This window comes from Streptomyces sp. NPDC055243 (genome assembly GCF_044544025.1).
Classification (GTDB): Bacteria; Actinomycetota; Actinomycetes; order Streptomycetales; family Streptomycetaceae; genus Streptomyces.
The window spans coordinates 23,627-37,389 of the sequence record NZ_JBITWR010000001.1 but is presented as its reverse complement, the minus strand read 5'-3'; the positions used below and the strand labels follow the sequence as shown (position 1 = coordinate 37,389).

Here is a 13,763-nt window from a genome sequence, read left to right as displayed (position 1 = left end):
AAACTCCCAGCATGAGTCAGGAGACGTGTACTTGGCGACCCAGCTCGTCCGCGGAATGGGCAGCTTCTTCAAAGGCTGCGCCTGCGCCCGCCAGAACCGCTGCGCCCACCCGTACGTCATTCGCTACCGCGATGCCGCCGGGCGGCAACGCGAGGAGACCGGGTACTCGACACAGCAGGCGGCACTCGACCGACTGACCAAGGTCTACGAGGAGAAGCGGACCACTCCTCGTGCACAGGCCGACCTCAAGCGTGAGATCGGCAAGCAACGTTTCGGACCCTACGCCTCCGCTTGGCTGTCGCGGCAGCGTCATTACGCGGCCGGCAGCGTACGCACAGTCAAGCAGATACTCGACCGACAGATCTTGCCCGTGCTTGAATCCCGGCGGATCAACACGTTCACGGCGACGGTGGTCGACGACTTCATCATGTCGATGGAGGAACGTTCCGTCGGACTGGCAGCGCAACAGAACGCCTTCGACACCCTGAAGAAGATCCTTCTCGACGCGCGACGTCGCGGCGGCATCGCCGAGGACCCGTTCGAGGGGGTCATCCCGCCTGAGTACATCCCCCGGAAGATCACCATCCCAACCTTGGACGAGGTCCACGCTCTCAAGGCCGCGGCAAGCGATGGTGTCGGGCTCGTGATCGACCTGATGTCCGGTTGCGGTCTCCGCAACGGGGAGGCATACGCCGCGAATATGGAGCGGATGGTCGCCGACGACGTCTACCGCATCACCGAACAGATTGAAGGGAAGACGCGTGAGCGGGTACCTCTCAAGCATCGGAAGCTCGGAGAGTTCCGCGAGGCCCCGATGCCATCGACCGTCCGAGACGCCCTGCTCCGCTTCGAGAAGGAGCACGGCGCTGACACGAACGGCTATCTATTGCGAACCCAGCGCTCCCACTACTGGGCTCACACGACGCTCAACTATCAATGGGGCGCCGCGAAGAAGCGGGCAGGCATCACCAGGAGGCTAACCACTTACTCCTTGCGCCACTTCTTCGCCTCCAACTGCCTGGCCAGAGGGATACCTATCACGGACGTCGCCGAGTGGATGGGGCACAGGAATATCAACATGACATTCAAAATTTATCGGCACCTGATGCCTGCGTCGATCGGCCGGGCTGCGAAGTTGCTGAACGAAAGGTTGTAGACGAAGGAGGGGCGGGTTAGCGCCCGCCCCTCCTTCAAGTGACCTTCTGCTGCTGCGCCCAACTGTCGAGGTCGGTGGCCTTGAACCTGAGCTTGCCGCCGAAGTAGTACCTTGGCAGCCCGTGACGCTGGGATTCCCTGTACATCCAACGCGGACTCATGTTGAGATACGCGGCGGCTTCATGAACCGCTAGATACCGGTTAGCCCACCCACTTGGTGCCTCATGAACCGAATCCTTCTTTCTCATGCTGACGCCGCACCGCAAGTGGCACCCACGGCGCTCGGTGCCTCCAAGTGGTCATCGACCTTGGCGCGACGCTCCCGCCGGAGCAGCTTCTGCACGTGCCCTTCAGATACCTTGAGGACTCGGGCCAGTAGGGCAGTAGGCGTCTCGGCATCAGCAGCCCGCCGGACTACCTCTTGCGTCTCCGTTTTGGTGAGATACACGTCCCTCCCTGCCAGGGCCGCCGCGACCCTGGCAGGGTCACAACGCAACTCGAATCGCTTTCGGATGGCTCTACGCTCCTCCTCCGTCATGCCGCCCCATATGCCAGCAGCCTCACTAGATTCCAGAGAAGCTTCCAGACACTTCACCCTGACTGCGCAGGACGCACAGATCCCTTTGGCAAGGCGGGTACGTTGATCACTTGCGAACTTGCCAGGAAAGAAGAGCTCGGGATCGTTTCTCGCCCCAACAGCCACCGCACATGCCGCGCTTTCTTGCCAAGTCTGATTCCCTCTGACTCGGGGACCGAGGTATCCATACATCGATGAAGCTTCCTGTTCATTGCCTAGCCTGTGGCCCCATGCGGCCTACAGAGCTACCAGGGTCCGGAACAACGCCGGTTTCCCTAACCGGCGATCGTCGGCTATGTTGCGCGCACGTCCATTGGCGCGCCTGCACCGCCACTCCGTACAGTGGAGGCCGTAGGCAACTAGTTGATTCAGGGCGGCGGGCAGCGTCCGCCGGTGAGCCGAAGCTCAGAAGTTGTCACCGGCGAAGCCAGCTGAGCTGGCGAGTAGAGCTGGACGAGGCAGCCCGGGTGTCACCAACGAGGCATTCGACTTGCCACAAGTACTCGTTCGGCAGCTCCTGTCACGGAGAAACGATGGTCGCCCAACCAGTGACAGCCACTACCTCCGTGCGATGTCGGCGATGAGCCGCCCGTCCGTCGCTACTCGCACAGTGTCTTCAGGGGCGCTGATCCAGAAGCCGCACCTTGCGGACACATCCTTCCAGAAAGCCGAGCAGTCTCTTCCGCTCTCGCCTCGGAACTCTCTACAACAACCGGGGCCGGCATGCCGGACCCGTGATCGACGCCGTGGCCCCTCTGAGGACCGCCCGTCCAGCACGCTCCCGGTTGAGCGGGTCGACCTCGTCGAACTGCGCCGGGAAGGACGTCGTACCGATGGCGCGTCCTGCACAGCCTGGTCCTGTCAGACCGGTCGCTCTCCCTCTGACTCCAGCGGTGCAGCTAATACGGGAACGGGGCCGCCGCATACCTACCGGCGCACCCGTTCCCGACTCAGCTGTGTCTCGCCACGCGAAGGCTCCGGGCCTTGAGCACAATCTCGGTCACTTCCACGTCCGAGGATCGATGCACCGTAGGTCGTAGCGGTCACCCTCAGAGGTGTCGAGGCCCCTCCCCTCCCGAGCACTCAGCGCGGGCACCGGCCCTCCTCGTGCCCTACTTCGGCATGAGAAGATCGTGGCGCGGCCGTAGTCGCAACAGGCAGGATCATCCTCATGAAGATTCTCGTGCTTGGTGGGACCTGGTTCTTGGGGCGAGCTGTTGCTCAGGCCGGACTTGATCGCGGATGGTCCGTGTCGGCGTTCAACAGAGGGAGGTCAGGCACAGCACCGCAGGGGACACGGGAGGTTCACGGAGACCGGACGGTCCCTGAAGACCTGTCGGCGCTCGCCCAGCACGGCCCGTGGGACGCCGTGATCGATACCTCTGCCTCCGAACTGGCACCGAGGGATGTGTTGAGCGGCGCAAAGGCGCTGGAGCCCGTGGCCGGGAAGTACGTGTACATCTCCACGGTAAATGCGTACCGAGGGTGGCCGAACGAGCCGTTGACAGAGTCGTCCGAGGTTCTCGACGGGCCCGCTGATGCCGACGCTGGCTACGGGCGGCTGCCTGCGAACTGGGACGGACCTGATTGGTACTACGGGCGGCAGAAGGCGGGGGCTGAACGTGCGTCGTTGGCAGCTTTCGGCGCGGAGCGGGTGTCGACCCTCCGGCCGGGAGTGATCTTGGGACCGGGCGAGTATGTGGGGCGTCTCCCCTGGTGGCTCCGTCGGGCAGAAAAAGGCGGAACAATCCTCGCCCCGGGCGAGCCAGACAAGTCGATTCAGCCGGTGGACGCCCGGGACGTCGCGGAGTTCGCACTGGACCAGGCCGCCACAACGGGCGGCGGAGCGTTCAACGTGACGGCCCCAGTGGGCCGCGAGACCATGGGGGGCTTCCTTACAGCTTGCCTGGAAGCGACAGGGAGTGCGGGGCGCCTTGTCTGGGCGCCAGACGGCCTTCTGGTCGAGCACGGGGTGCAGCAGTGGACCGAGATGCCGCTCTGGCGTACCCATGCCGGCGTGTGGAACATCGACTCCTCTGGAGCCCAAGCCGCTGGCCTGCAGTGTCGCCCCTTGGCGGATACGGTTGCTGCCACGTGGGAGTGGATGCAAGGCGGTGGTACACCAGTTGAGCACCCGCGTTGGGCTGAGCACGGCATCTCGACGGCGAAGGAGACCGAGATCCTGGCGAGGCTGGGAGCCTAAGCGTCAGCTCTCGATGGCCAGCGGCGTGACGGCGCCGAGCCTGTGCGCTGTTGCCGCCGCGCTGTACTCCTCGATCTGTTCGCCGAGTGCGCTGGCCGCGGCGGCACCAGCGAAGGTGGGATGGCAGAGGCCGGAGCGAACGGCGGCCAGACGCTCCAGCGTCCCCGCGCCGCGCCACACCGTGGGCACTTCGAAGACGGGGCCCAGGGCATCGCGGGCCCCGTCGAGCTCACCGCGCAGGAGCCGGGCGTGGGCAAGATCCACCGACGCTTGGGTCGAGATGAGCAGAGGACGCTGGTCTTCGGGCCTACTGCCCAAGAGGCGCAGCGCGCTATGCGCGGCTGTCTCTGCCCCCTCAGAGTCGCGCAGCAGCAAGTAGGTCGTGGCGTTGCTCATGGCGACGCGGTCGTCCGAGAACCCGAACTCGCCGCCGATGTCGTCGTGGAGCTCGTCTCGGGCCCCGGTCTGCTGTTCAAGAGCATTGCGTACAGCGCGCTCTGCTGCGGCTGGATTCCCCAGGTGCCCGTACGCGCGGCCTTCGATAACGGACAGACGGGTGCGCGCGGTGTCGCCGAGCCCTCCGAACTGCTGCGCTGTGTGTACGAGCCGCACGGCTTCAGATGGGCGACCACCCCAGTACGCCAGGAATGCCAGCGCGCCGTGAGCGTATGCCTGGAGGGGGCCATGCTCGATGACCTGGCCGTAGAGCGCCGCGGTGCGAGACAGCGATACGGCCGTGGGCAGGGAGCCAAGATCGAAGGCGATCGCGGAGAGCAGAGCTGCGGACTGACCTGCGGCGAGGTATCCCCGGCTTCGCTGGCGGGGTACTTGGGTCCGCTCCAACAGGGACTGGGCGGTGTCCAGGAGTTCCTTTGCCCGGCGGTAGACCTCGATCGGCGAGGTGCAGTTGTAGTCCCGAGCCAGGGCCACGACGTCGTCGTCCAGCTGATCGAGCGTCATGTCTGGAACGCTGAGGGAGGCGGCGTCACCGGCATGTGCGGCTGCGTCCCGAGCAGTCATTGCAAGTTCGCTTTCGTTGAGCGCAAGTATGTGGTTTCCGGGCGGAGCCGGAGGCAGATCGGTCGGCGGGTCCAAGAGCTGCCGCGCGGAGTAGCCGAGCATGCGCTCCAGGATCTGCGGGGCCGGTCGGTTCGGGAGTCCCTTGACGCGACCTGATGTCCATCGACGAAAGGTTTGCTCCTCCACCGTCGCGGTAGAGGGTGGCTCACCGGCTGCTGCTGCGACCTCTCGGGCGGCCTTCTCATAGGCCCGTCTGAACATGTCATATGTCCAGCCCCGCTCACGAACCAGCACTTGGAGCAGTGTCCGCGCGTCCATGGCCGACGCTTCCTTTCCAGCCGATGTGTTCACGGTGGGGCCGAAGCAGCTTTGGTGGCCCCGCAACCCACTATTGCCCAACCTGAGCCAGGCATAGGGATCTTGAGCGCAAGTGGGGCTCAGATGACATGTCGGTGATACCCGCGTCACCCGGTGGTGTGCGAAGTGGCACTCGCCGCGACATGGCGAACCTCACAGCGTGACGGGAATCTTGATCCCCCTCGCCGTTCCGGATGCGCATCGAACGGGCCGGCGTAGGCCGGTCCACTGGGGATCCGGCGTCAGGGCGATGGAGGAGCCATGACCGTCATGGCAGAGGCAGGCACAAAGCAGTACAGACAAGAGATGACCGTCGACCCGAAAAGGCTCGGTCTCGTACGACGGATTGTCATCACGCACGTGCGGGGCTGGGGTTGGGCCCCGGTAGCGGACGCGGCAGTCATGTGCGTGACGGAGCTGCTGTCCAACGTGAGTAAGCACGCTGACTCCAACGAGTGCGTACTTCTCCTTCAGTCCTCCGCGTCCGGTGTGCGGATCGTCGTCAGTGACGACAGTCCGGAGCTACCCGTGGTGCGCAAGCCGGACTGGGACAGCGAAAACGGCCGAGGGGTGTTCCTGCTCAGTGAGACCGCCGACGCCTGGGGTGCCGATCCGACCGGCAACGGCAAGGACGTGTGGGTCGAGTTCCGTACGGGAGGTGCTGCGTGATCACCTCACCAGCTCTCCAAGCCGGGACCGCTGACCGCAGCCGTGGCACCGGAGTCAGCAGTGGCATGGGCTACCCGCCCACCCGGCTTCCGATGGAGAGGCTCACTCCGGGCGCCCGGAGTGCCATCCGTATGCTGCAAGACGCCCTTCTTCGAGACGAGGACCTGACGGGCGATCTGGACGCCGTTCTCGGTGCCTCAGCAGGTCCCACTGGTGTGGCTGGCGCCAAGCGCCAGCTGAGTCAGCAGCACAAGCCGTTCCGTCGACGCACCCCCGAGCCCGGAACGGTGGCCGAGTTAAGTCGCTCCGTCACCCGCCTGGACCGAATGCTCTTCCATCTCGTGGCCATCGCCCGAGAACGTGAATGGAACCCTCCGTACCCGAGCGTCGCAGCAGCCATCGCACGAGCCGAGCGCGTACGGGCCAAGCAGAAGAAGCCAGTTGGCGAATTCGCGGCCGACCGAGCTCATCTGCGGCGCCTGGCGATGGCGGCGTCCGACCTCCTCGACCTGCTGGCCGATGACGACGTGGAGGCCAGTGATGACGCTGCCGCGTAGCTTCTGGTGCCATGTGGACTACGTCGGCCCCGCGGTCGACGGCCTGGCTCCGCAGAGCGCGCTGACTCCCCACCCAGGCCACGCGATCACCTGGCTGCGCGAATCCGTGAGGGATATCGCGCCCCAACTGGATCGTGAGTCTTTCGCGTCCGCCTGGGCCTGGCTCGGTGACCACCAGGGTGTCGGAGTGGCCACGTACGAGCTGCGCTGTGGGCGCCCGTACGGCTTCAGGATCCAAGCAGAGATCCACCGTTGGATGTGGACCGCGCACCTCGTCACCGTGCTGCCCGTCGTCGACCCGTGCCTCGTATCCACGCCCCCACCACGTGAGTTCGCGTCATGCATTGCGATCAGGCCACCGCCGTGACGGTGCACTCCATGCTCATCCACCGTCCACGTGACCGCTTTTCAGCTCGGAGCCTGACAATGACCAAGGAACCACTGCGGCCGGACAACGTGGTCAATGTTCCGCATCCCTGCGGGCAGGCCCTGGTGACCGCCCCTGCGAGAGCCACCGTCGAAGAATTACGGGAAGCCGGGCTACGGACGCTCCGAAGCATTCATCCAGTACGTGGCAAGCATCTCGCCCGGCCACGCTGGCTGACGGACGCCGTTTCGCGGCCCCATCTCCGCGAAGTACGGCGCCAGGTCGATGACCGGCGTCCCCTCGACGGCGTCAAGGTCCGTGACCAGAAGATCCCGGCCCTCCACTCTCAGCAACCGCGGGTAGCTGGTCGCCAGTTGGTTGGGCCGCCGGTGGTTGCGGTGGCCGAACGTGCCTACCGTCGGCCACATCGGGTTGCCCCGGGGGCTACGCGCGTGCAGCTGGACGTCTTCCGGCCGCGCCAGGTGGAAGCGCCACGTCACCGTCAAGTGGGAGAACTCCTCGATGCCCTGCAGCGTTTCGAGTGGGTACGCGGCGTTGAGCCGGATGACCGATTCGACCCCGCCCTGGTAGTCGTCCTGAACGCGGGTGTGCCCCCCAACCACCGTTGCGATCGATTCGACCTCGTACGTCGCCATCGAGGCTTGTTCCTCTCCCTCAGAGTTGCACATTCGGTGGCCGTCACTCGAAGCGACGGGCCTGCTCCGCGGTCAGCCTATGGCGCGCAGCATCTCCCCTGCCCGGCGGTCCAGTTCGGCGACATGGCGTCCCCCTCGTTGCCGAACGGGCGAGAGATCGCTCTGCATCCGAACGATGACATCGCGGGCGCGGCCAGACTGGACGCCAACCATGGCATCGAGAGCTTGACCCCAGGTGGCGCACGCCTCGTCGAGGCGTCCTTGCTGGACCTGAACGGCGCCGAGGTAGCCGAGCGTCACGCTGTGGGTGCGGGCGTACTGCTGTTGGCGGCGGGTGGCAACGCTGCGCTGGAAGTGGATCTCCGCGTCGAGTGGCTGACCCAGGTCGCGCAGGGCGCAGGCGGTCTCGTGGGCGAGAGAGGCTTCCTGGAAGAAGCCCACGCGGCCCGGCGCTTCGTCGTTGTCGGCGCGGGCGAGGTCCCGCTCCGCGCGGGTGATGGCCGCGAGGGTGCCGGGCCGGTCGTCGTCGGCTGCGAGCGCTCGGGCGTGAACGATGGCGAGCAGGGCCTTCTCGCGGTGGCTGGCCTGGCCGTATCGGTCGCGGGACATGGAGGCGTCGGCCAGGGCGAGTGCTCTGCGCGGGTGTCCGAGGTCCACTGCTTGGTGTGCGAGGGCGCGCAGGATGTGGCCGCCGAGCGGTCCGTCCCCGGCTTCGGCTGCGATGCGGGCGGCAAGGGTCAGGTAGCGCTGGGCCGTGCGGTGCTCGGAGGCGTCGAAGGCCATCCAGCCGGCGAGGTAGGCCATCTCCGCGACGGCGGAGTACGTGTCCCAGCGGTGCCGTTCCGTGCTAAATCGACTGCCGAGCAGGGGAACTGCTTCGTCGCGAAGGTGGCCGGCCAGGGCCGAGCGCCCGGAGGCTCCACCGCGCTGCTGGTCACGCGCGGAGTAGAAGTTCGTGAGGTCGCGGACGTCGTCGATGTCGGCCTGGGCCACCAGCCGGGGGGAAACTGCCGTGCGCCTGGCTGCTGCGGCAGGAGCGGCGGCCCACCACGGAGCGGTGGGCAGGGCGAGGCCGGCGGCGGAGTACGCGGCGGTCGCGAGCAGCTTGCGTCGGTGCATGTCCAGATCGTCGCTTCCCAGCTCAGCCAGCACGGTCAGAGGGTCGACGCTCCAGTCGGAACCGCTGTCGGTCGTGCCTGTCGGCTCTTCTTCCAGCCCGAGGTCTGCCAGGGCGAGGGGGCGGCGGAGCCTGCGGGACAGCGTCTCGCGCAGGATATGCCGCGCTCTTCTGCTGGGCTTCGTGCCCTGGACCCACATGGCGATGTGCGAGCGGGAGATGGCCTCCAGCTCCCGTACGCCGCTCTCCGCGGCGATACGGGCAACCGCAGCGGCTGCTTGGGACTGGGACCAGCCCGCTTCCCGCAGGAGTTCGGCGAGGGCGACGTTTCGCTCACGGGCCATGGACTGCCCCTCGGTTCCGAAATGATCTTTGACGCCTTTGACGGCCTTGGCGGCCTTGGCGGCCTTGGCGGCCATGCAGGCATACCCCTCGTCGGGGATTCACGGTTCGCTCAACGTAGCGGCCGGATCACTCACTTCGCACGTCAACCGTCGGTATTCCACCGCGAACACCAGTCAACTTGGCTGGTCCAAAAAGGAGTTGCGCCATGCGTCTATCGCTGTTCCTACGTCGGGAATCCTGTCACCGCGATGGGCGAGGCAGACGGGGCCACATCACCATGGAGTCGGCCGATGTGCAGCGAGATCAAACGGTGGCCGCGGCGGAGACAGTGGCGCTCGTGCTGGGCGAGGACTCGCCGCTACCGGAGAGCACCAGCGACGTGGAGGAACTCGCGCGGCTCCTTCGCGGGCACATCAGCCAACTTGGGGTCGTGGCGCCGCCGGAAGCATCCGCGCTGCGCGGCGCGCAGCAGCTCGCTTCGGCGGGTGTCCCCGACGGCTACATGCCCAGCAGGGTGCATCTGGTCAAGCTTGCCGAGGCAACCCAGGCACTTATCGCTGTCGTGCAAGCCCACGGCGCTGACCCCGCGAAGCCGACGCGCAGACGGCGCTGGTGGAAACCGCGGATCAACGTGCTGCGCGGCCCCGTCTTCGCTGTTGCCTGCGCCTGCTGGATTCTGGCCGCGTCCTCGCCCCGGGCATGACCGTCACCGGGGCGATTCTGATCGCGCTGATTCTCGGCCCGGTGGCGTGGCTGATTCTCCGCGGTGGTCGAGCAACCGGTCCCGCCGCTCGACAGGACGAGGACTCCGCACCGGGGCGCGATCGCGGTTCCCGTGCCCCGTTCGACATCACGCAGGTCGCGCCAGACCGGCAAAGACCTGACGTCGCAGCACGCTTAGCCGCCCACCCACCGACGAGGATTCCCATGCCTGACAGCACGTTCCCGACACGGCCGGCCGCTACCGGCCGCCGCAGACGGCGGCCTCCACGGATCGACGCATTCACGGTGCACTGTGTCCGTCGTGCCGTGGCACTGCCCCTGCTGCTTGTTGCGGCGCTCCTGGGCGCTGCCTTCACGGTCGGGGCGACGTCCGCGGTAGCTCTCGGCTGGCTTCTGGCCGGCCTTGTAATCGGGCTGATCGGGGTCGCGCTGGTGGCGGCCCGTGGAGCGCAAACGGCCGCATGGGCCGTGCAGACAACCATCGAGGAAGAACGGGCAGCTGAGCTGACAGCGGTCGTGGGGGTCGCGGCGGCCGTCGAGAAGTCGGTCCAGTGGTCAGCAGACGAGCTGTGCCGAGGGGCACGACCGCCGCTGCCGGACATCCAGATGCCGCAGCCGGCCAGTCCGACCGCGGAGATCGGCAAGGCTTTGAGCACGCTCCAAGTACAGGCCGTCGCCTCGCTGATACGCGTGCACGACGAGTCCCAGTCCGTCGTCCTCCTGGAAGTGCTGCGCCGCTTGGCCATGCGGGAGCACGCCCTGGTCGGAAAGGCACTGGAGGCATTGAGTCAGCTGGAAATGCTGACCGACGACCCGGAGCTGCTGTCGAAGATCTTCGAGATCGATCACCTCGTGACGCGGATGCGTCGTCAGGTGGAGAGCACGGCGGTGCTGGGCGGGCAGTCCCTGCGCAACGTGCGTCGGCCGGTTCCCGTCACGACCGCGCTGCGCGGTGCGATCTCCGAGGTGGTGCAGTATCCGCGTGTGGCGGTCGCGGCCGGATCCGTGGGTGCCGAGCTGGGTCTTCCGGGACATGTGGGTCCAGACCTGACGCACCTCCTGGCAGAGCTGATCGAGAACGCCTGCGAGTGCTCCGATCCGAGCACACGGGTGACCGTGCGAGCCCAGCGCGTGGCGAATGGGCTGGCGATCGAGGTCGAGGACCGCGCCATCCCCATGCATCCGCAGACGCGCGCACAGATGAACCGTCTGCTCGAGGCGCCTGACGAAGTCGACGTCAGCGGTCAGGTACGCGCGGGACAGCTCGGCTTGCTGGTCGCCGCGAAGATCGCCCAGTCGCACGGGCTGTCCGTTCTCCTGCAGGAGAACACAACAGGAGGCACCACCGCCCTCGTCGTCATTCCGGGAAGGCTCCTCGTAGCGGTTCCTTCCGGGGGTGACGCGGGCGCCCGCCGCAGGGAAGCACGCCCCTCCGCGCCCCCGCCGCCGCAGCAGGCTGCTGCGGCGGCGGCCGACCCGTCGGCAGGCCAGGTCACACGCCCGATCACCATGGGAGCACCGGAAGCCGGGGAGTCAGGTCACTCTGCTATCGAACCCGCCCTTCCGAGACGTACGCGCCGACCCGGTTCATTCCGTCCTCCGCTTGAGCGAGAGCAAGCCCCTGCGAGCGCGGCGACGCCAGGGCTCGCAGCCGCCTTCCGTAACGGCATCGAGGCCGGCGGGACCGTTGGTTCTCCTCCCGCTTCAGCAGAGCAACCCAGGCCCTGACCATCGCCCGTTCCCCCCTCTGCGCGTTCCCGCTGGCCCGGGTATACCGCTGGCCCTTCCCCCTTCTGGAGCGATTCCTATGAGCATCCCCCCTGAGATGAACAACGTGACCGGCGTCGCGCCCGCATCCGAGGCGACAGCAAGTGGTCAGCGGAAGGACATGGCCTGGCTGCTGCTGCAGTTCGCCGACGAGGTTCCGGGCGTCACGCACGCCGTCCTGCTGTCGCGAGACGGGCTGCGACTGCTGGACAGCGACGTCGCCAAGGACTGGGCGGACGAACTATCGGCCGCGCTCAGCGGAGTGGCCTCCCTCGCGGCGAACATCACCGGTCCCAGCCACAAAAAGAGCCCGGCCAGGCAGGTCGTCATCGAGCGAGAGGACTGCCTGTTCTTCGTCCAGAGCGCCGGTCGCAGTGCGGCCTTCGAGGGACATCCCGGCAACGAGCGCGGCGTGGTGGACACGGTCCTCGCTGTCGTCACCACCGCCCACGCCGATGCCGGAACCGTCGGGTTCGAGATGGGGCGCCTGGTGCAGAAGTTCGCCCCCTACATGCAGATTCCCGTCCGCGTCGGCACGGGCGATGAGGTCCGGTGAGCACGCACGGCGGCGCGGCCGAGGATGCAGCGTTCGTGCGGACCTACACGCTGACGCGAGGGCGCACCCAGCCACGGCACCTGCTGGCCCTGGACACCGTGCTGGACACAGGGCCCGGTCGGCCCGGCCCAGGCCAGGCCGAGGAATGCGCAGAGATCCTCGCCCTGTGCCGCGAGCACCGGCGTTCGGTGACCGAGCTGGCGGGGCAACTCGGCCGCCCCGTCACCGCCGTCAAGATCCTCGTCTCGGACCTCCTGGACGCTGACGCCCTGGTCGTTCCCGTCAGTGCTGCCTACGCCGCATCCGGCACAGGCGCGGAAGCACGTCCCTCCCCACAACTGCTGGCGGCCCTCTCAGCGGGCCTGAAAAGAAAGTGGCCCAATGCCATCGCCTACCCGCAGGCCGGCTGACCCGGCCATGGTGCTCCGGACTCCATCGCGCCCGCATGCCGATCCACCGACCGTGCTGAAGGTCGTGATCGCCGGGGGCTTCGGCGCGGGCAAGACCACCGCCGTGGGCGCCGTCAGCGAGATCACGCCGCTGAGCACCGAGGAGTACCTGACCGAGGCGAGCACGGACGTGGACAGCCTGGAGGGCGTCGAGGCCAAGCAAACCACCACGGTTGCCTTCGACTTCGGCCGCCTCAGCCTGCCCGACCCGCCCGTACCCCTGGAACTGTTCCTGTTCGGCACGCCCGGCCAGGACCGGTTCATCAACCTCTGGTACGACCTCTCCCGCGGAGCCGTCGGTGCGGTCGTCCTGGTCGACACCCGCCGCCTGGAAAGCAGCTTTACCCCCGTCAGCTTCTTCGAAGACATCGGCCTGCCCTTCGTCGTCGCCCTGAACCAGTTCGACGGAGCCCACCGCTACCACCCCGAGCAGGTCCGCAGCGCCCTCGAACTACCCAGCTCCGTACCGGTGGTCACCTGCGACGCCCGCAATCCGAACCACGTCGCCGGCGTCCTGCTGACCCTCGTCGCCCACGCCGAGAACGCACCGGCAGACCCCGTCCGCCTCACACCCACTACCACCCTCCAGGACGCCTGATGTCATATCAGCCCAACGACCCACACCTCGTACCGCAAACCGCCCCGCCCGCGCTGTCACTGCCGCGACGCGGCATGCGGGAGAACGCCCATGGGCCATCCGTTTCGCCCGGCGACGCCGTCACTGGCCCGCCAGCCCAGCAGGCGGTCGAACTGGCGCGGCGATATGAGCTGCTGGAGCGCCTGGGCGTGCCCACCGCGGCCAGTCAGGACTTCGACGAGCTGGCCCACGACATGGCCACGCAGACCGGATTCCTGTACGGGTTCGTCAACCTCTTCCTGGAGAAGCAGACCTTCGTCGGCCTGCACCAGCCGCCCGAGGACAGCGGGTACGTCATCATCGGCCGCACCATGAGCCGCGACCACGGCTGGTGCCCGAACGTCATGGCCCGCAAGAAAGCCCTCCCGCTGCACGACGTACACGCCAGCCCGCGCTTCAGCGGCAACCACGTGGTCGACGCCGTAGGGATCCGCTCCTACTTCGGCGCACCGCTCATCCACGACAGCGGCATCGTGCTGGGCACGGTGGGCGTCATCGACCCCGAGAGGCGGCACCTGAGCCAGGCCCGCCGGATCAGAGACATCACCATCAGCACCGGCACCCAGGCGATGGACCTGATCACCCGCGTGCCCGCCAGCTAGGCCGTT

Annotated in this window: 16 protein-coding genes; 11 read left to right on the top strand and 5 right to left on the bottom strand. The window is 67.0% G+C overall.

Features of this window, described 5'->3' with window-relative positions:
- Window positions 1-31: 31 nt before the first annotated feature.
- Complete coding sequence (locus tag ACIGXX_RS00210) at window positions 32-1,156, top strand: tyrosine-type recombinase/integrase (RefSeq protein ID WP_399971348.1); 1,125 nt, start codon at window positions 32-34, stop codon at window positions 1,154-1,156.
- A 34-nt stretch (window positions 1,157-1,190) separates the two neighbouring features.
- Here ACIGXX_RS00210 and ACIGXX_RS00205 read toward each other — a convergent pair whose 3' ends face one another.
- Both ACIGXX_RS00205 and ACIGXX_RS00200 read right to left on the bottom strand, forming a co-directional pair.
- Window positions 1,191-1,403: a helix-turn-helix domain-containing protein gene (locus ACIGXX_RS00205; RefSeq protein ID WP_399971346.1), complete on the bottom strand. Its 213-nt coding sequence runs from the start codon at window positions 1,401-1,403 to the stop codon at window positions 1,191-1,193.
- On the bottom strand, window positions 1,400-1,924 hold the full coding sequence (locus tag ACIGXX_RS00200; protein WP_399971344.1) for a WhiB family transcriptional regulator: 525 nt from the start codon (window positions 1,922-1,924) through the stop codon (window positions 1,400-1,402). Before ACIGXX_RS00200 ends, ACIGXX_RS00205 begins: the two co-directional genes overlap by 4 nt.
- A 979-nt stretch (window positions 1,925-2,903) precedes the next feature.
- Between ACIGXX_RS00200 and ACIGXX_RS00195 the strand changes: the two genes are divergently transcribed.
- Complete coding sequence (locus ACIGXX_RS00195; protein WP_399971342.1) at window positions 2,904-3,935, top strand: NAD-dependent epimerase/dehydratase family protein; 1,032 nt, start codon at window positions 2,904-2,906, stop codon at window positions 3,933-3,935.
- A gap of 3 nt (window positions 3,936-3,938) precedes the next feature.
- Here the strand turns inward: ACIGXX_RS00195 and ACIGXX_RS00190 are convergent, their stop codons facing one another.
- Entirely contained in the window at window positions 3,939-4,895 is a 957-nt protein-coding gene (locus tag ACIGXX_RS00190) for a hypothetical protein (RefSeq protein ID WP_399971340.1), read from the bottom strand.
- A 678-nt stretch (window positions 4,896-5,573) separates the two neighbouring features.
- Here ACIGXX_RS00190 and ACIGXX_RS00185 point away from each other — a divergent pair.
- From ACIGXX_RS00185 to ACIGXX_RS00175, 3 genes are all read left to right on the top strand, one after another.
- Window positions 5,574-5,981: an ATP-binding protein gene (locus ACIGXX_RS00185; protein WP_399971338.1), complete on the top strand. Its 408-nt coding sequence runs from the start codon at window positions 5,574-5,576 to the stop codon at window positions 5,979-5,981.
- 131 nt (window positions 5,982-6,112) lie between these two features.
- Window positions 6,113-6,538 carry a DUF6415 family natural product biosynthesis protein gene (locus tag ACIGXX_RS00180; protein WP_399971336.1) on the top strand — a complete coding sequence of 142 codons (426 nt, stop codon included), beginning with the start codon at window positions 6,113-6,115 and terminating at the stop codon, window positions 6,536-6,538.
- Window positions 6,522-6,905 carry a hypothetical protein gene (locus ACIGXX_RS00175; protein ID WP_399971334.1) on the top strand — a complete coding sequence of 128 codons (384 nt, stop codon included), beginning with the start codon at window positions 6,522-6,524 and terminating at the stop codon, window positions 6,903-6,905. Before ACIGXX_RS00180 ends, ACIGXX_RS00175 begins: the two co-directional genes overlap by 17 nt.
- A 173-nt stretch (window positions 6,906-7,078) precedes the next feature.
- Here the strand turns inward: ACIGXX_RS00175 and ACIGXX_RS00170 are convergent, their stop codons facing one another.
- Window positions 7,079-7,561, bottom strand: coding sequence for an SAM-dependent methyltransferase (locus ACIGXX_RS00170; RefSeq protein ID WP_399971332.1), 483 nt, complete (start codon window positions 7,559-7,561; stop codon window positions 7,079-7,081).
- 72 nt (window positions 7,562-7,633) lie between these two features.
- Entirely contained in the window at window positions 7,634-9,022 is a 1,389-nt protein-coding gene (locus tag ACIGXX_RS00165; protein ID WP_399972779.1) for a Tat pathway signal protein, read from the bottom strand.
- Window positions 9,023-9,228: 206 nt separating this feature from the next.
- Here ACIGXX_RS00165 and ACIGXX_RS00160 point away from each other — a divergent pair, with 206 nt between their 5' ends.
- From ACIGXX_RS00160 to ACIGXX_RS00135, 6 genes are all read left to right on the top strand, one after another.
- Window positions 9,229-9,726 carry a DUF6415 family natural product biosynthesis protein gene (locus tag ACIGXX_RS00160; protein WP_399971330.1) on the top strand — a complete coding sequence of 166 codons (498 nt, stop codon included), beginning with the start codon at window positions 9,229-9,231 and terminating at the stop codon, window positions 9,724-9,726.
- A 224-nt stretch (window positions 9,727-9,950) separates the two neighbouring features.
- Window positions 9,951-11,474, top strand: a complete 1,524-nt coding sequence (locus ACIGXX_RS00155) for a sensor histidine kinase (protein ID WP_399972776.1) — start codon at window positions 9,951-9,953, stop codon at window positions 11,472-11,474.
- Between the two features lie 79 nt (window positions 11,475-11,553).
- Window positions 11,554-12,069, top strand: coding sequence for a roadblock/LC7 domain-containing protein (locus ACIGXX_RS00150; RefSeq protein WP_399971328.1), 516 nt, complete (start codon window positions 11,554-11,556; stop codon window positions 12,067-12,069).
- Window positions 12,066-12,479 carry a DUF742 domain-containing protein gene (locus ACIGXX_RS00145; protein WP_399971326.1) on the top strand — a complete coding sequence of 138 codons (414 nt, stop codon included), beginning with the start codon at window positions 12,066-12,068 and terminating at the stop codon, window positions 12,477-12,479. Before ACIGXX_RS00150 ends, ACIGXX_RS00145 begins: the two co-directional genes overlap by 4 nt.
- Window positions 12,480-12,486: 7 nt before the next feature.
- The gene (locus ACIGXX_RS00140; RefSeq protein ID WP_399972773.1) at window positions 12,487-13,116 is read left to right on the top strand and encodes a GTP-binding protein; all 630 of its coding nucleotides are present in this window, start codon (window positions 12,487-12,489) and stop codon (window positions 13,114-13,116) included.
- The gene (locus ACIGXX_RS00135; protein ID WP_399971324.1) at window positions 13,116-13,757 is read left to right on the top strand and encodes a GAF domain-containing protein; all 642 of its coding nucleotides are present in this window, start codon (window positions 13,116-13,118) and stop codon (window positions 13,755-13,757) included. The genes ACIGXX_RS00140 and ACIGXX_RS00135 overlap by 1 nt, the downstream gene beginning before the upstream one ends.
- Window positions 13,758-13,763: the final 6 nt, after the last annotated feature.